The following is a 20,588-nucleotide window of genomic DNA, read 5'->3' on the forward strand; positions in this document are numbered from 1 at the left end:
GAAAGATAATGGGATATTCATTAAGTTCAAATATGAACACTGAAAATGTTGCAAAAGCTTTAAAAATGGCAATAAAAAATAGAAGTTCAAGTGATCCATTAATCCATCATTCAGACAGAGGTTTGCAATATTGCTCTGGTTACTACCAGAAAATACTGAATAAGAATGAAATCAAACCGTCAATGACTGATGGTTATGATTGCTATCAAAATGCACTGGCAGAAAGGATTAATGGAATATTGAAACAAGAATTCCTTTTTTATAGAACAAAGAATATGAAAGATCTAAGCTCATTAGTAAAAGAAAGTATTTATCTTTATAATACTAAAAGACCACATTTAAGCCTTAATATGCAAACTCCAGATAAAGTGCATAAAAAATCCGAAGAAATAAAACATCTCTCCGGATCAAATATTGTTTAATTTATGTCAACCTATTTTAGGACGACTCAGTATATCTGTTTTCTATTAAAAAGGTGTATATCCTACACCTTCAGCCTATTAAGGGAAAAGAAAGATTATAATACAGAAACACTAATTTTTTCACTGTTTCCACTGATTGATTTCAGCTGTCCATATCTGTTTTTATCAATGAATTTATCATTTGAATAATCCAGTCTTACCGGACCAAATTTTGTAAGTTTCTGAAACTTGCTTTCATCAATAATATCTTTTGTTCCATAATCAATGGAAATATCCCCTATCGTTTTTAATTTTCCTAATCTGCTGTTATCAATAACATCATTTGACCAGTAATCTACGTTAAGGTTTCCTATTTTCTTTACCTTGCCTGCTTTTTCCCTGGTAAAGGCAGAATCTTCCCAATAGTCTACAGAAATATTCCCAATACTTTTCAGTTTACCTGCTTTTTCACTTGTAAATGCGGAATCATCCCAATAGTCTATTTTTACATTTCCTATGCTTTTAAGCTTACCATATTTAGCTTTATCAAAGACCTGATTATCATAATATTCAAGCTTACCATTGAGATCAGGTGCATTAAAATCAGAAATTGATCCGTCAGCATTCAGAGTAATTACAAAACCGTCTACCGTCAGTTTTACTGTTTCCAAATCATATGTTCTTGAGGAAACTGTAGCACGAACCTGTGCATTGATGACCAAACTGCCCAATAAAAAGGCAAGCAGAAGTAAATTTTTAAATTTCATATTATTAAAGATTGATTTACCAAATTTGTTCAATATCCTGAGTGATATTGTTGATGGTAAATGTCTCTCCCATTTTCTTGCCAAACATTGCTTTTACTAAAGGCGATTCGGCAGACACCGTCATAATCTTCTGGTTTTCAAAAAGAATTTCTCCCATAGAAGCAGAAACATAGAATACTCCTTTATTGGTTTTCACCAAAGCTCCGTTCTGAACTTTCTCTGATGAATCCGCTGTTATTTTTTGCAAAACACCCTGTTGGTTCAATACTTCATTAAGCTGCCTCTGTAAATTATTGATTTCCTGCTGAAGCATTTCTCTTCCGGTTTCGTACTTATCTCCCATTGAGCTTTTCGTATCATTATTGGAAGCACGGGTTTCCGCGATCAGATTTTCAAAATACTGGATTTTATCTGTTATTTTGGCTTTAATGATGTTTATTATTTCCTGTTTGTTCATTGTAGTTTTGGAATAGTTTTATGGTGGATGGGGGAAGCCACCCTGCCAAAATTTAAGATTTTGACACCCCTCCAGAGGAGGGGAATTTAATGCTATCTAAGAAATAACGGTTGAGGGTTATAGTCTCAGCCAGAACTTCAATAGAGCTAGATTTTATTTTTCAAATACAGCATAGTCTGAAACCTTGAAATTGAAATCTTTGTTTTCATCGAAGTTTCTTTTTGTTTTTTCAAAAACATTTCTGAAAGTTCCGGATAGATTTCCGTCTTCAATAGTAAAGTTCACAGGTTCTTTGGACATATTTAAAACAACCAGCACTTCGTCTTTTCCATTTTTTCTTACATAAGCAAGGATCTTGTCATTCGCTGTTGTATTTAGCAAATAAGTGGTTACATTCGGGTCACCGCCTCTTAAAGCAGGATTGAAAGATTTCAGATCCAGTAATGTTTTATAGAAATCGGCAACCTGATAGGTTTTGGTCCATTTAATCGGGTCTTTCTCAAAAAATTCAAGCCTCTTCATATTTGGAAGCTCCTGACCTGAATACAATAACGGAACCCCATTCCATGTAGCTGAAAATACAGCCATAGGCTTTGCAATGACTGCATATTTTTCATATTCTGTACCGTTCCATGAATTTTCATCATGATTAGCAGTAAACCAGGCTCTCATCGACTGGTCTCCGATATTGGAATACTGAACCAATAAATCCTTCAGCTCCTGAAGCGGCTCGTTCTTTTTGTAATAATCTGCGGATTTATGCATCCATTTCCAGGAATAACTGGCATCGAAAACTTTTCCATACTCCGGACTTTCCAATTCATCAAATTCTCCTAGCCAGAAAAGTGGCTTTACTTTCTCCACTTCCGGACGTGCCTGTTCCCAGAAATCTACTTCTACCCATGAAGCCAGGTCACATCTGAAACCATCAATGTCAGTTTCCGTCACCCAGAATTTCATAGCATCAATCATAGCCTGACGCATTTCCTGATTTTTATAATCCAGCTCGATAATATCATCCATTCCGGAAGCGATATGAAATTTTCCGTCAGGATCTTTCAGGTAAAATTCAGGATGTGTTTTGGTCCAGACATGATCCCAACCTGTGTGATTGGCCACCCAGTCGATGATCACTTTAAACCCAAGTCTATGGGCTTCATTCACCATTGCTTTAAAATCTTCCATAGTCCCGAATTCCGGGTTAATTGAAGTATAATCTGCGGCTGCATAAGGGCTTCCGAGACTTCCTTTTTTATTTTGCTGGGCAATTGGAGTAATGGGCATAAACCAAAGGGTTTTCACTCCCATGGCTTTCAGGCGCGGCATTTCTTTGGCAAATGCTTTAAAAGTCCCTTCCTGAGTATATTGTCTGATATTTACTTCGTAGATATTAGTGTTGTGTTTCCATTCTTTTGGCAGTTCTGTCATCCTCTTTGTATTTTTTTGAGTGGTACAGGAAACAATTCCCAGACCAATTACGGCTAATAAAATTAATTTCTTCATTAATCTATTTTTAACAAAAATAAGGATTGTTTTTCAGGGAAAGGGGGTGAAATGGAAAATTACAGGTGCTATTTTTGAAATAATACAAATCATAAAAACTTTGTGAATAATGGATTAAAGTGATTTGAAGAAGTAGAAAACGAGTTATTTTAATTTGACGCAAAGTTTTTAATAGCTTTCTGTTCTATTTTTAGGGAGCAAAGGGTGGAATCAATTTCATTGATTCTTTCTAAGCTGATGTGTAACTGTGTATCTTGATATGGCTAGTTTCATTCAAGCTGTTTGAGTTTTCAATAAAAAAGCCCCGGACTAAAAATCCGGGGCTCTAATTTTTTATATCTACATCTTATCTTTCGTCATCGTTGTCATCTTCATCATCAAAGACGTCATCGTTGTAGTCTTCTTCTTCCTCGTCATCGAAACTGTCGTCTTCATCTACAAAATTTCCTCCTGCAACGAAATCATCATCAAAACCGAACTCATCATCTACCAACGGCAATGCTGATTTCTTCTTCCCTCCTGAATTTCCGTTTTTGCTGGGAGCCTTCAATGGAACATTTCCAAATCGGTATACTGTGATCGGGTAGTTTACTCCTTTTGTTTCCTCAATCACTTCTACAAGCTCACAGAAGAATTCCCAAAGATCAAGAAGCCCGTACTGGAACTGTGCTTTGTCACCTACATTTTCAAAAGCCTCATCAATGTAAACATCTGACATGATCTCGCCATCACCATCATCACTCATATCTTCCAATGGGACACTTTTTACGATCGTTCCGTCATCTTCCAACAGATTAAAAGTAGAAAGCTCATCTCCCTGCAGACTGAATGCACTTTTAATTCCTAAATGTAAGTTCCATAACGTTTGTTTTCCCTTAACTTCAACATCACGGAAAATATCCTCTTTCGCATCTAATATTACGCGGATTTTGTAAACCATATCAGTTTCTTAAATTACTTTTTTGCCTTTATAATTATGATAAATCTCTGGTGCAAATATATAATAAATGACATGTGACAAAAAAATATTTCAGGATTTTTTAAAATATTTTTTTTTCTTACATTTTGCCGGAATTATTTACTTTTTTCGAGCATAAAACTGAATTTCGTTCCTTCAAGATAAACGCTTTCTACGGTAATGTTTTCGTTATGAGCCTCAAGGATATGCTTTACAATGGCAAGTCCTAATCCAGAACCGCCTTCCCTTCTGCTTCTGCTGGTTTCCACACGGTAAAAACGTTCGAAGATTCTTGGAAGGATTTCAGATTTGATTCCCATTCCATTGTCAATAACTTCAATCAATACTTTATTTTTTAAAATACTGGTTTTAACAATCACTTTTGCTTCCTGTCTGTTGGCATAGTGAATGGCATTGGAAATAAGATTGATAAAGACCTGGGAAATCTTTTGTTTATCGGCTTCTACAAAAATCTGTGGATGTAAGGTCTGGATCTGTAATGTGGTATTATGTTTTTCAGCTTCAAATTCAAGAAGATCAAAAATTTCCTTGATCAGAAGATTGACATCAAATCTGGAAACGGTAAGGTTAATCTCTCCGGCTTCAAGCCTGTTGATCATATCAAGATCTGTAACGATGGCAATAAGCCTTTCTACAGATTTATCAATTCGCTCTAGATATTTATCCCGAATGGTAAGATTATCTACTCCTCCATCTCTTAAAGTCTCAACGTAGCCTTGTATAGAAAATAATGGTGTTTTAAGCTCATGGGAAACGTTACCAATATATTCTTTACGATAGCTTTCCATTTCCTTCATCATATCAATTTCGGTAGCTCTCTGCTGATTAAGGTCTGAAAATCTTTCTCCGAGTTCTTTGATGGTTATATTTTCATCGTTATCATGAACCATTTCCTGAGGAAGAATCCCGGAAAGTCCCTTCACCTGCTTTCTTCCATAGTAATTGAAAAGGAGTTCCAATACAACACAGTTGATAATGAAGATAAGGACAATACAGATTAAAAGACCCGTCTTAAATAAAGGGGTCTCATAATAAATATCTTTAAGTGAATCGAAAACGACCACTAAAAACAGCATCACCAATGTCAACAGACAGGAGGCGACAAGCGTAAGTCTGTAAAATTTCAATTTTACAACGTTTTAAAATTGTACGTAAAGTAAGGTTTTTAAGGGTTAAACAATAAGTTTATACCCAATTCCTTTTAAGGTCTGAATTGTATTAATTCCTAACTTTTCTCTTAATCTTCTGATGTGAACGTCAATAGTTCTTTCTCCTACAATAACGTCATTACCCCAGACTTTTTCAAGAATTTCTTCTCTTTTGAATACTTTTTCAGTATTGGAAGCCAGAAGATAAAGTAAGTCAAATTCTTTTTTAGGAAGGAGAAACTGCTGTCCGCTTTTGGAAACTCTGAAGTTATCTTTATCTATAACAAGGTCACCAATTTCGATTAATTTAGCATTATCAGAAACCTGAGAGGTTAGTTGTAGTAATGCATTTACTTTAGAGATCAGGATTTTCGGTTTAATAAGCTTTACCACATAGTCGTTGGCTCCTGCCTGGAATCCTGCAAGCTGGGAGAATTCTTCGCTTCTTGCAGAAAGAAAAACAATCAATGTCTTTTGAAGTTCTTTTACTTTACGAAGTTCCTGACAGGTTTCAATACCATCTTTTTCAGGCATCATTACATCCAGCAGAATAAGATCCGGAATAATTTCCTTTGCTTTTTCTATTCCTTCATTACCGTTGGTAGCGGTATAGATATCATATCCTTCCTTTTCCAGGTTATAAGACAGAATCTCTAAAATGTCCAGTTCGTCGTCTATTAAGAGTATTTTCTTTTGACTCATTTCAAATTTTTACTGTTTCAAAGTTAATCATTTTTGAATGATAGATTAACAAATTAGTTATCGTTCATATAAAGTTAACAATAATACCTTTTTATTAATGTTTAGTTAAAAAAAAATTAAATTTTACTAAACCATTTACCCCATCAATCTTTTATTCCTTTGCACCGAAAGAAATCTAGTAATAAAGACAAGTAAAGAGAATGAAAATTAATAAACTTAGCATTGCAGTCTTATTTTTATCCGGATCTGTATTCTACGCGCAGGAAACGAAGCAGGATACATTAGCGAAGGAGAAAAAAATTGAAGGCGTAGTAATCCAAGGAAGCAGCAACAAAAAAACGGAAACTGCAGTATTAGGAGAACAGAAGAAAGCGATTATTCAGAAACAGGCTGTAAGTGCTGAAGAGATTTCCAGAAAAGGGATCTCCAATGTAGAGCAAGGGCTTACGAAGGTAACGGGGATCACTACGGTAGAAGGAAGAGGTCTTTTCGTAAGGGGTCTTGAAGAGCGATACAACTATTTATTAATTAACGGTCTTGGTTCACCATCCAACAACCCTTTCCAGAAAATTATTGCATTAAAGCAGTTTCCAACGGATGTTGTAGGTAAACTGAACATCTACAAGACTTTCAACTCCAACCTTTACGGAGATTTTGCTGGAGCAACTTTTGATATTGAAACGCTTACCATTGATAAGCCATTCACAAAGGTAGAATTCAGTGTAGGAGTAAATACTTTGAGTACTTTCAGAGATAACTTTAAAGTGGCTGAGGGTGCTGATGGGATGACTGGATATCTTGGGTTGAATTCCAGAGATAGAAGACTTCCAAATGAGATTAGAAATGCAAGACCTAATAACTATAGATTCACAGCTAATGAATCAATAAATTCTTTTAAAGATTCATGGAATGTAGATAATGTAAAAGCAATGCCTAATACAAGCATTGGGTTTACAACTGTACAGAAAATTAAAGCTGGTGAAACAGGGAATTTAGGAGTTTTGTTTTCCTTAAATCAAGGTACCAAGTTTAGTTACAAAGAAGGAGATAATAATCAATATAGAGCATTGGAGACTTCTATTGTTAACATGAACTTCCTTACCCGAAAGCAATATAACTATGAAACAGAGTCTTCAGTTTTGTTAGGGCTAGCTTATAAAAATAAAAGTACAAATGTTAATTTAAATGCTATTTACCTACAAAACACCAATAATATCATTGAAGATAATTTTGGGTATAAGGATCAGCAGGTTCAAAATAAAGATACTGGTTTCTTCAGAACCAATCAATTAGATATTTCAAGGTTTTTAGACTTACAACTTACTGCATCTCAAAAAATCACAGACAGACATCAACTGAAAGGTGGTATTAGCTATGTAATCAATAATTACAGTCAACCAGATCGTAAAATTTTAGATGGAAACAGGGCCGACAATAATGGTAAAATGCTTCCTGATGGACAGGTATTGATGAGTTATGGTGGTAACAACCTTATCAGACAATACCTTGATGTAAACTCAAGGTTCTATGGTTCTGCATATGCCGAATACCAATTGTTTTTGGGTGAAAAAGGAGACAGAAAAGATTATCCAATACAAATTACGGCAGGATATAATGGATTTACAGATTTTAGAAAAACCTCTTACCGATTTATTTTTGGTCGCCGTGCACATGATTTCAATCCAAGTTTTGTAACCAATATAGATAAACCACAAGACTTATTTGATACCTCTATAAGAAAAGGAGATTTATTTTATCAGGAAGGATCTGATATTTCACAATTCTTTAATAGTTTCTATCAGATTATTAATGCTGGTTATGCCAATGTTAATTTAAAGCCAAATGATTCTTGGGATATCTTATTAGGAGCACGATATGAGCATGATATGACTCTTATCCGTTATTCTGAGCAAAGTGCTAAATATAAAACGAATGTAGAAAAAGTCAAAGATTTTATTTTACCTTCACTTTCCATCAAAAAGGCAATTGATACTAAAAACAATGTAAGATTTTCATTTAGTAAAACCGTTACAAGGCCAATACTTATTGAAACGATGCCTATTAAATACATCAGCCCGGATAACGTAAATATTGTAGGTAATGAAAATATACAAAATAGTGAAAACTATAATTTTGATTTAAAATGGGAATATTTTCCTACCAACAAAGAAATGTTTGCAGTAAATCTTTTTGCCAAACATATTAAAAATGCTATTGAACGTTCATTAGTAGCGTCAGGAGATGCTACAGGATCTACAATAACATTCTTCAATGCTAAGAAAGCAGACATATATGGAATAGAGCTTGAAGGGATTTTCAGCTTGGGCAGAATTTCTGAAGCTTTAAATAAATTTACTTTAGGAGCTAATGCTACTTTCATGTATTCTAACGTAGAAAGAAGTCAGGAACAACTTAAGATGGAAGAACCTACATGGTTTCAAACCACAGGAGAAAAATTACGTAAAAGAGGGTTACAGGGAGCTGCCCCGTACACCATCAATGCTGATTTAAAGTATGAATTTAAAAATCGTAATAATCTTTCACAAACATTCTCTTTAGTATATAATGTTTCAGGAAGTAAAATTTATGCAACAGGAGGAGCCGGTACAGATAACTATTATGAAAAACCTTTCCATCAGTTAGATTTTGTTTATCAAAACCAATTGACAAAGAATTGGAATTTGAAATTAGGTGTTCAAAACATTCTTAATAACAAATACAGAATTCTACTTGGTGATAAAAACTATGTACCACTTCAATTGGAAGAAGGCAACAATACACTTATCAACTATTACAGAGGAGTTACATTTAATCTTACAGTAGGTTATACATTCTAAAAAATCAAATTTAATAAAGTAAAAAAAGTATAAAATGAAAAGAAGAGTATTATCATTATTATCATTAACAGCAGTTTTAACATTATCTCTAAACTCATGTACCATAGAGGTAAATGATGGTCTTGGTGAAACAGTTGTTACTCCTGGTGTAACCGATTTAGAGGGGATCATCAGTAAAGATACCGTATTCAAAAAAGGAAATTATAAATTAAAAGGTGTTGTAAAAGTTATGAACGGAGCAACACTTACTATTGAAGCCGGAGCTACTTTCACTGTAGACAGTTCTGTTACGAGTGGATTAGTCGTTCTTCAGGATGGTAAAATCAATGCTGTAGGTACAGCTGCTGAACCAATTGTATTTACAACAGCAACAAAAATGCCTGGTGACTGGGGGGGTATTACATTGTATGGAAATGCACCTATTAAAGCTGTAAACGGAAACACTTCGGCTTTATCTGAAGATGGTAACAACGTTAAATATGGAGGAAGTGATGCCGCATCTAATTCTGGAGTAATGAAGTTTGTACGTGTAGAATATGCCGGTAAAAAAATTGGAGATGGTACTTCTGAAACCAATTCTATGACATTCTATGCAGTAGGAACTGGAACTGTATTAGAGAACCTTGTTACTTACAAAGGAACTGATGACGGATATGAATTCTTTGGAGGTACCGTAAGTGCAAAAAATCTTGTTTCTTATGGTAACTATGACGATGCTTTTGACTGGCAGGATGCATGGAGCGGTCAGGATAACACCAACTGGTATGCATTCCAAACAGGAACGGGTAACTTCGGAATGGAAATTGAATCTTCAGGTAACGTAGATAATACAGCTCCCAAAATTTCTAACATCACTTTAATCAGAGATGCTAATACCAATCCTGAAACTCCGAACTCTCCTGAAATTTCTGCTATCCAATTTAAAAAACAAGGTACTGGTATTTTCTCTAATGTATATATCAGCGGATATAAAAATATTGGTTCACAAAAAGCTTATGCTGTTCTTATCCAAGAATTAGCTACAGAAACAAGCCAGGTAAATACCGGAAAAATAAAAGTAGAACCTCTTACTTATGTAAACTCTGATAACTTAGGAGTCTGGGGATATGCCTACACTCCAGCAAGTGCAAAAACATTCACGAATGCAACTGTTTCAAAAGTATCTCTGGTACCGGGAGCATGGGCTACCGTAGACGGAGTAAACCTTTTAGCAGCTTTACAATAACTAGTTTCTTCATTTCAAACAAAAAAACCATCAGAAATTCTGATGGTTTTTTGTTATACAAAAACAACCACCGGAAAACTCCGGTGGCTGATTCACAAAAAACAAGTGTATAAAAAATATATATACATTCAATTTAATTTCTCCAGAACAGATTCCCGTTATGCATCAGGGCTTGTATTTTAGACATTCTGGAAACGGCTTCTGCTGAACATGAAGCATCTGCTAAAACCACAGCAGCTTCATCACCCGCTTTTGGCCATTGTTGATTTCCTTTATCATCCAAAGGAAGAATATTTTGAGTTGCAAACTGGAGTGCTCTTGATAAAGCAAATTCAGTGGCATAGCCATACAGTTCTGCAATCAGGTTGGCTTTCTGCAACATACTTCCGGATCCGAAAGTACTCCAGAAATCCTGTACATTATCATTCCCGATCAAAACGTTTACTCCATGCTTTTTTAAAGTTGGGATCGGCATTATCGTCTTTTTAAATGGTACGGAAGAAGCAATTCCTACTTTTCCTGCTGCAAGCCTTTCTGAGATTTCCTCAGCCTCTTTTGGAGAAAGATGAGCTAAAGCAAAAGCATGACTTACAAAAGTTTTTCCTTGAAGCGCAGGGTTCTCAATGGCTTTATCAATCAGATAATTGATGGTCTTCATTCCAGACTCTCCTACTTCATGCAGGTGAATATCTATTCCTTTATGATGATCCAATGCCAGCTGTACTGTAAAATCCATTACTTTTTCAATACTTCCATCAATGCTTAAAGGATCCAGTCCGCCAATAAAAGCAACACTTTCCAATTTTGCAGCTTCTTTCATTAAGAGAGCTGATTCAGTATAATACAGACCATGCTGTGGGAATGCAACCAATTCTGCGTTAAAGGAATCTTTCTTATTTTGGAGAGCCTGCTCCAGATTCTCCAATGATTTTAATCCTGAAGTAGGATCAATATTGAAGTGGGTTCTCGCAAAATGAGTCCCGTAATGCTGTAACAGACTAATCAGCTGTTCTGCCCTATCCACCGACGTTTTTAACAGTTCAGGAATGATTTCCTGTTCGTAGGCGATCATATCCTTTACGCTTTTTCTTTTGGGAGAAAGTGCCTGCCAGGGAAGACCATATAATGTTTTATCCAGGTGAATATGCATATCCCTAAACGCAGGAAGCATCAGATATCCTTTGGCATCAATAGCTTTAGAAGCTGGATCATTGATTTTTACCGATTTAATTTTTCCGTTTTCAATCTCGATACTGAAAAGGTCTGTTTTTGTTCCGATAACCTCTTCATTTTCATATTCAAAACCCGTTTCCAGGCGTACATTTTTAAGGGAATAGTTTCCTTTTGCAGTGAATTGATAGGGAAATTGCATGTTTTAATATTTTAACCCTACAAAATTACACCGGCTTCTTCTGAAAACCGGTGTATCAATTATGTCTTGTTTTGTATAAATTATTCCTTGAATTGGGAAGGCGTCATTCCCGTTTGCATTTTAAAGAATTTTGAAAAACTGGCATGATCATAAAATCCAAGGTCATACACAATATCCTTTACAGACATGTCCGAGACTTTCAAAAGACGTTTCGCTTCCAGTAAAATACGGTCCTGAATCAAAGATGACGCGGAAGCATTGAGATTCTTTTTGCAGACAATATTCAGATAATTGGCAGAGATGTTCAGCTTATCAGCATAAAAGGAAACAGATCTTTCGGTTCTGAAATGTTCATCAATCAGATGTAAAAATTTAGAGATAATCGGGTTTGAATGGTATACTTCAAAATCTTTGAATGCGCCTTCCATTGTTTTACTCACCAATAACCCAATCAGCTCACTTCTCTTTTGAATCAGTTCCCAAAAAACTTTTTCACTACTTAGCTCTTTCTGAATGGACTGAAATTCATATAAAAATATTTTAAAATCCTCTTCAGAAAGGTTGATAACAGGATGATTCTGATAATAGGAAGCCGAAAACCTCAATGATGGTAAAAAACTTTCAAACCAATCCCTGCTAATCATCAATTGGTAGCCTACTGTTTCTTTTTCAATCACCCACTGATGTACCTGATCCGGAAAAACAAGATGAATCTGGTGATCTTTCACCTCGTATTTCGTAAAATCTATAGTATGGGACCCTACTCCATGCTCAAAAAGATTAATAATAAAAAAATCGTGTTTATGGGGATCATCAATAGAGCGTGCCCCGTAGAGCTCATTAAACAGCAAATTACAGCCCTTAAGCTGGTTCTCGCTAAACTCCTGAATTCCTAAAATGGGAAAATGATCTGTATGATAACTCACGCTACCTGAATTTCTCTTAAAATTAATAAAATTTATGAGAGAAAAAATTAAAATAGCCACAAAAGAAACAAATGGATCTTTTGTGGCTAAAAACACCAACTAAATTATATATCTAAATTTTATTCTTTTCTAAAGCGAAATTCTAGTCTATGATTCCATTCTGTTATGATTTCAGAATAAGGGCAATTTCTTTAAATCCTAATGATTCTGCATGTTGTAAAGGAGTTTTACCTGCATGATCCGGAATGGTGAGATCTGCCCCATTATCTTTAAGAATCTGTACAATTTCCTGATATTTCTGAGTTCCGTTGCCAAGAATTACGGCTTCCATTAAAGCTGTCCAGCCTAATTTATTCACATGGTTAACAGGGAAACCTTTTGTTTTCGCAAGCACTTTTACAGTTTCTACATGTCCTCGCTCACAAGCTGGGATCAATGCTGTCCCGTTGTAACGATTGAAAACATCGAAGCGTGCACCATTTTCCAGGTATAATTTCACCAATTCTGTTTGCCCGCTTGCTCCTGCATATAAAAAAGCACTGTCCAGCTGATCATCCTGAAGATTGACATCTGCTTTATAAACCAGCAATAGTTTAGCCATTTCGGTTAATTTCTCAACAGTTGCAATCAGGAGTAAAGAACGTCCTTTTATGTCCCTTGTATTTACATCCGTGCCATTTTCCAGAGCAGATTTTACAGCAGCAATATCATTTTTCTTTACAAGGTTGATGATGTCTTTTTCCTGCATAATCTCTTGGGTTGAAAAATCGCCGGATTTCTCCTGACAGGCACTCAGACTTCTGAATGCCAAAAGAAATACCAATACTTTCTTCATTTCAGATTGAATTTAAAAAACTACATTTCCCTGATGTACCAATGATTCTACATTGGAGATTCTTGATACAGCTTCAGCAGAACAGCTGGCATTCAATAAAACAAAATCTGCATTATCACCTGTTTTAGGCCATTGCTGGGTTCCTTTATCATCCAGCGGAAGAATATTTCCTGTGGCCAGCTTTAAGCTTCTCGATAATAAATACTCTGTTGAATATCCATACAACTGTGCCATTAAATTGGCTTTCTGAAGTACACTTCCGGTTCCGAAAGTATTCCAATGGTCTACAATACTGTCATTTCCTGTTAATACCGTTACATTATGTTTGTATAAAGTCGGAATCGGCATAATCAGTCTTCCGAAAGGAATGGTTGAGACAATCCCGATCTTTGCATCCGCCAGTTTTTCAGCAATTTCTTCCTGCTTTTTTTCATCCAGTTTCGCCAGAATAAAACAATGACTTAGATAGGTTTTTCCTTTCAATATTGGATTTTCATTCACCTTATTAATCAGATATTCTACCGTTTTTAATCCGGAATCTCCGGTTTCGTGCAGGTGAATGTCTATTCCTTTTTTATGGTCTAAAGCTAGCTGAACAGTGAAGTCCATTACTTTTTCAATATTACCGTCTACATTAAAAGGATCTACTCCACCAATAAAATCAATATCCATTTTAGCTGCTTCTTTCAGATAAGGAGCTGAGTCTGTATAGAAGACTCCATGCTGTGGAAATGCCACTAATTCTGCCCCGAAACCTTTCTTTTTATGATCTAAAGCTTTTTGTAAATTTTTTAATGACTGCAATTTTGAAGTAGGCTCGATATTCACGTGACTTCTTGCAAAGGACGTCCCTTTTGACTGTAACAATTCAATCATTTTTTCAGCCTTGAAGGTTGAATTTTCCAGCATTTCAGGAAGCATTTTCTGCTCCAGCTCAATCATTCCTTTTACACCACCGGTTCTTTTTCTTACAGCCTGCCATTTGTCTCCGTAAAAAGTCTTATCTAAATGGATGTGCATATCTTTGAATGCAGGAAGCATCAGTAATCCTTTTGCATCAATACCTTTTGCATCAGGTTGATTAGGAGCAATTTTAGAAATTTTTCCATTTTCAATTTCTACATAAAACAGATCCGTCTTTGTGGCAGAAACTTCTCCTTCTTCATATTCAAAACCGGTTTCTAAGCGAACATTTTTAAGACTCAGTTTTCCTTTTGCTGAAACATTTTTCTCATCCAAAAAAGGGGATGCTGCCATCATATTCGGTATTAAGGTTAATCCTGCCATTGCCAATGCTGAATTTCTGATAAAATCCTTGCGGGACATATTATTGTCTGAAGTCTTCATTTCCAATCTATTTATGACAAAATTAAAAAGAACTGTTCTGAACAAAGTGTACGGTTTATTACAAAATCTGTATCATTTATACTTTTTTATAATTGTAACAAAAACTTCTACAATAATATATTATCCATCATTTTCTCACCAAAATAATATCTTATAGACCTATTATTAAATCATAAATCAGCTTGTTAATACATTTCACACAATGAAATCTTAGCTTTATTTTTCCTGTATAATTTATATTTGTAAGAAAAAAATATATGAAGAAATTGATGAGTTTGATTTTAGCAGGTACAGCATCCTTTGCATTTGCGCAAGTAGGTATCAATACTGACAATCCTAAAGCAACCCTGGACATTACCGCAAAAAAAAATGCTGTGGTAATAGAAGGTTTACTGCCACCAAGACTAACCCGTGCAGAACTTACAGAGAAAGGGAATACTTTATATGGAGCAGAACAAGATGGTGCTATCATCTATATTACTGATATTGTTGGAGGAGACAAACTAAGCCAAAGAGAATATATCGAAGGTAAAGGCCTTTATATCTTTGATGCAGAAGCAGCCAATAATGAAGGACGATGGATGTGCATATACTGTTACGCTCCTCTTTAATCAACTTACAAATACAAAAAGAGACTGAATTTTAAATGTACCTTTGAAAAAATATGAAAAAAATTATTATTTGTTTTACTGTGGCTGTATCATCGGTTGTATTTGCCCAAACGGGAATTAATACGGAAACACCAAAAGCAACCCTGGACGTTACTGCTAAAAAAGATATTCTGACTCTTGACGGGCTTCTTCCCCCAAGATTAACCCGTGCAGAACTTACAGAGAAAGGAAATACTTTATATGGTGCAGAGCAGGATGGTGCCATCATCTATATTAATGATATTTCCGGAGGAGACAAACAAAGTCAACGAGAATATATTGAAAGTAAAGGGCTTTATATCTTTGATGCTGATGCTGCCAATAAGGAAGGACGATGGATGTGCCTATTTTGCTATGGTTTGGCTTAATCAATAGAATACAGATAAAAAAAGAGACTGCCTTTCTGAGCAGTCTCTTCTTATTTTTATAGATTAGAATATTCAAATTTTCTAACGGCTTCCAGTGTCATATCAATTTCTTTTTCCTTGATTGCATCACTGATGAAATACGTTTCATAACCGCTTGGCGGCAGATACACCCCATTCTGAAGCATCTGGTGGAAGAAATTATTGAACAGGGAATGGTTTGCTTCCTGTGCCTCGTCAAAGTTGGAAACTCTGTTGGTATGGAAGAATACAGACATCATAGAACCTTTTCTGTTGATCTTATGAGCAATCCCTTTTTCATTTAAAATCTTTCCGATTTCAAGATCCAGAGTTTGTGTTGTTTTGCTTAATCTGTTGAAGAATTCAGGATCGTTTTTAATCAGCTGAAGGGTTTTTAATCCCGCTCTCATCGCTAATGGATTTCCACTTAATGTTCCGGCCTGGTATACTCCGCCTTTTGGAGCCAGGTGATCCATAATTTCGTTTCTTCCAGCAAAAGCTCCCACTGGAAGTCCGCCTCCGATTACTTTTCCGTACGTTACCAAATCAGCTTTTACATTGAAAAGTTCCTGTGCCCCACCGAATGCTAATCTGAAACCGGTCATTACCTCATCAAAAATCAGTAAAGCTCCGTTTTCGTCACAGATCTTTCTTAATTTCTGTAAGAAATCATTCTCAGGCAATACACAGCCCATATTTCCGGCAACCGGTTCAATGATGATCGCTGCAATTTCTCCCTGATTGTGGCGGAACAAATCTTCAACCTGCTCAATATCATTGTAACGGGCCAATAAAGTATCTTTTGCTGTACCTTCAGTTACTCCCGGAGAATTTGGATTTCCGAAAGTAGCGGCTCCACTTCCTGCTTTGATCAGGAATGAGTCTGAATGCCCGTGGTAGCACCCTTCAAATTTTACAATCTTATCTCTTCCTGTATATCCTCTAGCCAGTCTGATCGCACTCATACATGCTTCTGTTCCTGAAGAAACCATTCTGATCTGATCGATATTCGGAACGTTTTCAACGATGAATTTTGCAATTTCAGTTTCCAGTTCTGTAGGAGCTCCGAAAGAGAACCCTTTTTCTGCCTGAATTTTCAGTTCCTCCAATACTTCCGGATGAGTGTGCCCTAAAATAGCAGGTCCCCATGAATTGATGTAATCGATATACGTATTATCATCGGCATCAGTAAGATAAGCACCTTTTGCTGATTTCATAAAAACAGGAACCCCTCCCACTGATTTGAATGCTCTTACCGGAGAATTTACTCCTCCCGGAATGTATTTGTAGGCTTCATCAAACAAAGCCGAACTTCTTTGATACTTCATATATATATTTGTCATTAGTTGACAGTTGCGGGTTGGCAGTTAAATGTCAACAATAAACTCTCAACAAAAAAATTAAATTAGTTTCGTGGTTTCTTATCAATCAGATAAATCAGCTGTCCTGCAGAAGGCTGTTGTCCTTCATCCATTCTGTTTTTAGCGTATAATTTATGCAGCTTGATTCCGAATTTCTGGGCAATAGCATGCATGTCTTCTCCTGACATTGCTTTATAGGTAGCTGTATTTCCTGAGGAATTTTTAGATTCAAGAAAGACGATGTCATTTTTCTTCAATGTTTCACTTTCAAGTTCGTTCCATTTCATCAGGCGGCTTTCGCTCACTTTGAATTTATTGGCAATGAATTTAACATCAGTATCTTCAGGAATGACAATATATTTCAGCCCGTCATTAGGATGACTTTTGATAAGAATAGAGTTCAGTATCTCAGCTTTTGTCTTGATTCTCTCTACTCTTTTCTGCTGCTGCGCATAAGAGGTTTGTTTATACGGAACCTCTACTGTTACCGGATCTTTGGCTTTCTTTGTTGCCTTTCCAGATTCCAGCTGCGCCATGAAAGTTCTGTCGTCTTTCAGATCCGGATACATTTTAAGAACAGCATACAACACTTCATTAGAATTGGTGTTGTCATATTCGTATAATCTGTACTTTTCAATTTTAGTGATCAGAATAGAAGCATAACGTGGATTGGTGGCATATCCTGCTTTTTTCAAACCATATGCCCATGCCTTGTAATCCTTCATATCAAGATTGAAAAGATTGGCGTAATATTTTCTGGTGGATAAAAATATAGAATGGTCTTCGTAAGACTGTCTTGGATCGTCATATACACGGAAACATTCATTGGGAGCATCGTCCGTATGTTTCATGGTTTTACCCGTCCAGTCTTCTTTACATTTTATTCCGAAGTGATTTTTACCTTCCTGTGCCAATCTGCTTTGCCCGCCTCCTGTTTCAAGAAGTCCCTGAGCAAGAGTAATAGAAGCCGGAATTTTATATTTTTCCATTTCCTCTACTGCATATTTAGCAAATTTCTGGATGTACTGATCTTCGGTTGCCCAACTCTGGGCAGAAAATTTTGATAAAACTAAAAGGCTTATGGATAGGAAAAGTCTTTTCATGTTTTTCAATTTTACTTATATAATTAAATTTCTATTCTGTTTTTCCAAAAGCAGATTAGCTCCCTCAATTCCTTGTAATCCACCAGTATGAAAGCACAATATTCTGCTGTTCTCAGGAAAGTAACCTTCTTCAATGAGTTCAAAAACCTTCTGCATCATCTTTCCTGTATAAATCGGTTCCAGAGGAATGTCGTATTTCTCTTTGAAATCATTGATAAAACGGATATTTTCATCACTTATTTTACCATAACCTCCAAAACATGAATCTATTAGATTAAAATTCTGCTTCAAAGTTAATTCAAAAATTTTATTTTCAAGTGAAGCATCGTCTACGGCCTTAAAACCTATAACTTTCTGATTATCTTCACAAAATTTTGAAATTCCGGCAATGGTTCCTCCTGTTCCAACTGCGGTGCAAAGATAGTCAAAATCTTTGGTATGCTCATTGAGCATCATTTTTACTCCCTCCACTGCCTTTTCATTGGTACCGCCTTCCGGCACTACCAGAGCTTCAGGAAACTCCTGCTGCAGGAATTCCGTCAGTTTTTCTTTATGACGATACTCTTCACGGGTAACAAATTTCAGGTTCATTCCGTTTCTTTTTGCAAAAAGTAAAGTGGGGTTATCGCGCCATTTATGCTGTAACTCTTCTCCTCTTATAATTCCCAGTGTTGGAATACCTGCCAGATTTCCTACGGCAGAAACTGCAGCAATATGATTGGAAAAAGCACCTCCAAACGTAATGATATAAGGTTTCTCCGGGTTTCCTTCCAGATAACGGTTAACATTATAAAACAGCTTCCAGTATTTATTACCGGAAATCTGAGGATGGATAAGATCTTCTCTTTTGATATAGAGTTTTACATTTTTATGTATCGGGATTTCCTGAATGGGAATAGCTTCTGTAGGGAATTGTAATAGCATTTTAGTTTTTTAGGCTACTCATGGTTTATAAATACAAAAGTAGGAAAAGATTTAGTTTTTAAATCATGACACATCCATTTGTATTTAATGATAACATTTTATTCTTTAAATTGGCTAAAACGAAACTGAGAATGAAAAAACCATCTATATTTTTTATATCTGTTATTATTCTAGCCTTCATGGCCGCTATATTTTATATCTTTTGGGGCAATCCGTTTTCAGCCCATTCAGAACTTGATATTCCTGACAAACCTAATGAAAAACTGTTCGGAATGTTCAATAAAGAAATTGAAAAGGAAATTGAAAATCATACTCAAAGCGTCATGTATCCTGGATATATTGCAGAAAGCAGACAGAATACGATCAATTATTTAAAAACCATCAAAACAATTGAGAGCTCAACCCGTTACGGAGTAAAATCCACCCAACCCAGAAATAATCTCGAACTAAGAATTGTATTCAAGGATGGAAATGTTGCAGAAAAAATCTATACAGGTCATTCCTGTTCAGGTTATACCTCACCGTGTTTACTGATGAAAGTCGAGATGAAGGATGGCAAGGCTACCCATATTTTCACCAACGGAGTGGAAAGAAAAGGTTCCCCTGAATGGATTATTCCGGATCTGAATATTATGATAAACAAGGCTATCTCTTATGATATAAACAGGAATCCCAACCAATATTTTCCACCTCAAAAGACGCAGCAGGATTTTGATAAGGAATGGAATGAGTAGAAATGTTTTTAAACTACGGATGCAGGTGATTTACACAGATGATTAAGTTATAATACTGTGTTTAATTTTAGGTTTTGGCTAAAGCCAATGGAATTTATGTATTGGGCGGGCTAAAGCCCCCCTATTGATGTGAAGATCGATATGGATAATTGCTGTTTAGCGACAGTATCTTGTATCTTTAAATTGTTACTAATAGTTTTATAGAGATTCCTTCGGAATGACAAAAAGAAGTCAGATTCTCAAAATACATGATACAAACAATATTTGTCATTCTGAAGAAATCCAAATTATTATTAATCCTATAAAAATCTAATTAAAAATTAAAATCAGGATAAAAAACTGCTGCATGATATCCGATGGATAAAAGATATTCAACGGCAAGAACTTTTTACTTTTTACTTTTCTACAAATATTTCCTGAAGCTCCAGAATTTTCTTTTTCCAAGATAATCCAGGTTGTGCTCATTGGCATAGGCTTCTCTTTCAAATGAGATTCTCATATAGGCTTTATAACCGTCTTTCAGTTTGAAAAACCAGTAATAATATTCAATAACATAGAAAATGTAGAAAAATATGACAAGCATCTCCAGCTGTTGACGTAGATGGATCTTTTCGTGATTGATAAGTGTATTATTTTCCTTATCTTCGGGTTTCCTAATGAAGATAAAGGGAAAGAGAGCAATGCCATTAATTTTTAGTTTTTTTAATGGCTTTTGGCATACAATTATCATACTAACAAATATAAAAAGTTTTTTGACTTGCATTTAACTTATGGCCCATTATGACATCAAAGAAGGTGAAGACTTTTATTACAATGAACAGGGATATAAAGTTTTTACAGAGAAATTCCATCTGAAAAGGGGATATTGCTGTAAAAGCGGCTGCAGACACTGTCCTTATGGGTACGATAAAAAGACTGATACATTCATTAA

General features: G+C 35.6%; 21 protein-coding genes. 7 read left to right on the plus strand and 14 right to left on the minus strand.

Going from position 1 to position 20,588, the window contains the following annotated elements; translation table 11 throughout:
- Positions 1-422, plus strand: a 422-nt coding sequence (locus BBH99_RS17715) for an integrase core domain-containing protein (protein WP_165601866.1), incomplete at its 5' end; no start/stop codon positions are given.
- 95 nt (positions 423-517) lie between these two features.
- Here the strand turns inward: BBH99_RS17715 and BBH99_RS17720 are convergent.
- The 6 genes from BBH99_RS17720 to BBH99_RS17745 form a co-directional block, all read right to left on the minus strand.
- Positions 518-1,168 (minus strand): hypothetical protein, encoded by a 651-nt coding sequence (locus tag BBH99_RS17720; protein WP_123873209.1) that lies wholly within the window; start codon positions 1,166-1,168, stop codon positions 518-520.
- A 16-nt stretch (positions 1,169-1,184) separates the two neighbouring features.
- The gene (locus tag BBH99_RS17725) at positions 1,185-1,625 is read right to left on the minus strand and encodes a hypothetical protein (RefSeq protein WP_066698808.1); all 441 of its coding nucleotides are present in this window, start codon (positions 1,623-1,625) and stop codon (positions 1,185-1,187) included.
- Between the two features lie 153 nt (positions 1,626-1,778).
- Positions 1,779-3,128, minus strand: a complete 1,350-nt coding sequence (locus BBH99_RS17730) for an alpha-amylase family glycosyl hydrolase (protein WP_066698811.1) — start codon at positions 3,126-3,128, stop codon at positions 1,779-1,781.
- A gap of 346 nt (positions 3,129-3,474) precedes the next feature.
- Positions 3,475-4,068, minus strand: a complete 594-nt coding sequence (locus BBH99_RS17735) for an IS1096 element passenger TnpR family protein (RefSeq protein WP_066698813.1) — start codon at positions 4,066-4,068, stop codon at positions 3,475-3,477.
- A 134-nt stretch (positions 4,069-4,202) separates the two neighbouring features.
- On the minus strand, positions 4,203-5,234 hold the full coding sequence (locus BBH99_RS17740) for a sensor histidine kinase (protein ID WP_066698815.1): 1,032 nt from the start codon (positions 5,232-5,234) through the stop codon (positions 4,203-4,205).
- 45 nt (positions 5,235-5,279) lie between these two features.
- A complete protein-coding gene (locus BBH99_RS17745) occupies positions 5,280-5,957 on the minus strand; it encodes a response regulator transcription factor (protein ID WP_066698818.1) in 678 nt (225 codons plus the stop codon).
- A 200-nt stretch (positions 5,958-6,157) separates the two neighbouring features.
- Between BBH99_RS17745 and BBH99_RS17750 the strand changes: the two genes are divergently transcribed.
- Both BBH99_RS17750 and BBH99_RS17755 read left to right on the plus strand, forming a co-directional pair.
- Positions 6,158-8,794 carry a TonB-dependent receptor plug domain-containing protein gene (locus tag BBH99_RS17750; protein ID WP_066698820.1) on the plus strand — a complete coding sequence of 879 codons (2,637 nt, stop codon included), beginning with the start codon at positions 6,158-6,160 and terminating at the stop codon, positions 8,792-8,794.
- A gap of 34 nt (positions 8,795-8,828) precedes the next feature.
- Positions 8,829-10,019 carry a hypothetical protein gene (locus tag BBH99_RS17755; protein ID WP_066698822.1) on the plus strand — a complete coding sequence of 397 codons (1,191 nt, stop codon included), beginning with the start codon at positions 8,829-8,831 and terminating at the stop codon, positions 10,017-10,019.
- Positions 10,020-10,152: 133 nt separating this feature from the next.
- On the opposite strand, the gene BBH99_RS17760 is transcribed toward BBH99_RS17755, so the two are convergent.
- From BBH99_RS17760 to BBH99_RS17775, 4 genes are all read right to left on the minus strand, one after another.
- Positions 10,153-11,391, minus strand: coding sequence for an amidohydrolase (locus tag BBH99_RS17760; protein WP_066698834.1), 1,239 nt, complete (start codon positions 11,389-11,391; stop codon positions 10,153-10,155).
- A gap of 80 nt (positions 11,392-11,471) precedes the next feature.
- Complete coding sequence (locus BBH99_RS17765) at positions 11,472-12,317, minus strand: helix-turn-helix domain-containing protein (RefSeq protein WP_066698861.1); 846 nt, start codon at positions 12,315-12,317, stop codon at positions 11,472-11,474.
- A gap of 163 nt (positions 12,318-12,480) precedes the next feature.
- Positions 12,481-13,152 carry an ankyrin repeat domain-containing protein gene (locus BBH99_RS17770; RefSeq protein ID WP_066698838.1) on the minus strand — a complete coding sequence of 224 codons (672 nt, stop codon included), beginning with the start codon at positions 13,150-13,152 and terminating at the stop codon, positions 12,481-12,483.
- 12 nt (positions 13,153-13,164) lie between these two features.
- Positions 13,165-14,499 carry an amidohydrolase gene (locus tag BBH99_RS17775; RefSeq protein WP_066698840.1) on the minus strand — a complete coding sequence of 445 codons (1,335 nt, stop codon included), beginning with the start codon at positions 14,497-14,499 and terminating at the stop codon, positions 13,165-13,167.
- A 257-nt stretch (positions 14,500-14,756) separates the two neighbouring features.
- On the opposite strand from BBH99_RS17775, the gene BBH99_RS17780 reads away from it, so the two are divergent.
- A complete protein-coding gene (locus tag BBH99_RS17780) occupies positions 14,757-15,110 on the plus strand; it encodes a hypothetical protein (protein WP_066698842.1) in 354 nt (117 codons plus the stop codon).
- Between the two features lie 53 nt (positions 15,111-15,163).
- Positions 15,164-15,517, plus strand: a complete 354-nt coding sequence (locus tag BBH99_RS17785; RefSeq protein ID WP_066698845.1) for a hypothetical protein — start codon at positions 15,164-15,166, stop codon at positions 15,515-15,517.
- Between the two features lie 56 nt (positions 15,518-15,573).
- Here the strand turns inward: BBH99_RS17785 and hemL are convergent, their stop codons facing one another.
- From hemL to BBH99_RS17800, 3 genes are all read right to left on the minus strand, one after another.
- Positions 15,574-16,863: a glutamate-1-semialdehyde 2,1-aminomutase gene (hemL, locus tag BBH99_RS17790; RefSeq protein WP_066698864.1), complete on the minus strand. Its 1,290-nt coding sequence runs from the start codon at positions 16,861-16,863 to the stop codon at positions 15,574-15,576.
- 77 nt (positions 16,864-16,940) lie between these two features.
- Positions 16,941-17,999: a glucosaminidase domain-containing protein gene (locus BBH99_RS17795; RefSeq protein ID WP_066698849.1), complete on the minus strand. Its 1,059-nt coding sequence runs from the start codon at positions 17,997-17,999 to the stop codon at positions 16,941-16,943.
- 15 nt (positions 18,000-18,014) lie between these two features.
- On the minus strand, positions 18,015-18,923 hold the full coding sequence (locus tag BBH99_RS17800; protein WP_066698851.1) for a 1-aminocyclopropane-1-carboxylate deaminase/D-cysteine desulfhydrase: 909 nt from the start codon (positions 18,921-18,923) through the stop codon (positions 18,015-18,017).
- Positions 18,924-18,988: 65 nt separating this feature from the next.
- Here BBH99_RS17800 and BBH99_RS17805 point away from each other — a divergent pair, with 65 nt between their 5' ends.
- Entirely contained in the window at positions 18,989-19,657 is a 669-nt protein-coding gene (locus tag BBH99_RS17805) for a hypothetical protein (RefSeq protein ID WP_066698853.1), read from the plus strand.
- 403 nt (positions 19,658-20,060) lie between these two features.
- On the opposite strand, the gene BBH99_RS17810 is transcribed toward BBH99_RS17805, so the two are convergent.
- Positions 20,061-20,387, minus strand: a complete 327-nt coding sequence (locus BBH99_RS17810) for a hypothetical protein (protein WP_066698855.1) — start codon at positions 20,385-20,387, stop codon at positions 20,061-20,063.
- Between the two features lie 40 nt (positions 20,388-20,427).
- Here BBH99_RS17810 and BBH99_RS22540 point away from each other — a divergent pair.
- Positions 20,428-20,588: DUF5522 domain-containing protein (locus BBH99_RS22540; RefSeq protein WP_165601958.1), on the plus strand; the 161-nt coding region annotated here is incomplete at its 3' end.

Origin of the sequence: Chryseobacterium contaminans, assembly GCF_001684955.1 — a bacterium.
Taxonomy (GTDB): Bacteria; Bacteroidota; Bacteroidia; order Flavobacteriales; family Weeksellaceae; genus Chryseobacterium; species Chryseobacterium contaminans.

Bases quoted from the DNA above. Each gene is read 5' to 3' on its own strand.
- BBH99_RS17720 (WP_123873209.1), bottom strand. From the start codon at position 1,168: ATGAAATTTAAAAATTTACTTCTGCTTGCCTTTTTATTGGGCAGTTTG.
- BBH99_RS17725 (WP_066698808.1), bottom strand. From the start codon at position 1,625: ATGAACAAACAGGAAATAATAAACATCATTAAAGCCAAAATAACAGAT.
- BBH99_RS17730 (WP_066698811.1), bottom strand. From the start codon at position 3,128: ATGAAGAAATTAATTTTATTAGCCGTAATTGGTCTGGGAATTGTTTCC.
- BBH99_RS17735 (WP_066698813.1), bottom strand. From the start codon at position 4,068: ATGGTTTACAAAATCCGCGTAATATTAGATGCGAAAGAGGATATTTTC.
- BBH99_RS17745 (WP_066698818.1), bottom strand. From the start codon at position 5,957: ATGAGTCAAAAGAAAATACTCTTAATAGACGACGAACTGGACATTTTA.
- BBH99_RS17750 (WP_066698820.1), top strand. From the start codon at position 6,158: ATGAAAATTAATAAACTTAGCATTGCAGTCTTATTTTTATCCGGATCT.
- BBH99_RS17755 (WP_066698822.1), top strand. From the start codon at position 8,829: ATGAAAAGAAGAGTATTATCATTATTATCATTAACAGCAGTTTTAACA.
- BBH99_RS17760 (WP_066698834.1), bottom strand. From the start codon at position 11,391: ATGCAATTTCCCTATCAATTCACTGCAAAAGGAAACTATTCCCTTAAA.
- BBH99_RS17770 (WP_066698838.1), bottom strand. From the start codon at position 13,152: ATGAAGAAAGTATTGGTATTTCTTTTGGCATTCAGAAGTCTGAGTGCC.
- BBH99_RS17775 (WP_066698840.1), bottom strand. From the start codon at position 14,499: ATGAAGACTTCAGACAATAATATGTCCCGCAAGGATTTTATCAGAAAT.
- BBH99_RS17780 (WP_066698842.1), top strand. From the start codon at position 14,757: ATGAAGAAATTGATGAGTTTGATTTTAGCAGGTACAGCATCCTTTGCA.
- BBH99_RS17785 (WP_066698845.1), top strand. From the start codon at position 15,164: ATGAAAAAAATTATTATTTGTTTTACTGTGGCTGTATCATCGGTTGTA.
- hemL (WP_066698864.1), bottom strand. From the start codon at position 16,863: ATGAAGTATCAAAGAAGTTCGGCTTTGTTTGATGAAGCCTACAAATAC.
- BBH99_RS17795 (WP_066698849.1), bottom strand. From the start codon at position 17,999: ATGAAAAGACTTTTCCTATCCATAAGCCTTTTAGTTTTATCAAAATTT.
- BBH99_RS17800 (WP_066698851.1), bottom strand. From the start codon at position 18,923: ATGCTATTACAATTCCCTACAGAAGCTATTCCCATTCAGGAAATCCCG.
- BBH99_RS17805 (WP_066698853.1), top strand. From the start codon at position 18,989: ATGACACATCCATTTGTATTTAATGATAACATTTTATTCTTTAAATTG.
- BBH99_RS17810 (WP_066698855.1), bottom strand. From the start codon at position 20,387: ATGATAATTGTATGCCAAAAGCCATTAAAAAAACTAAAAATTAATGGC.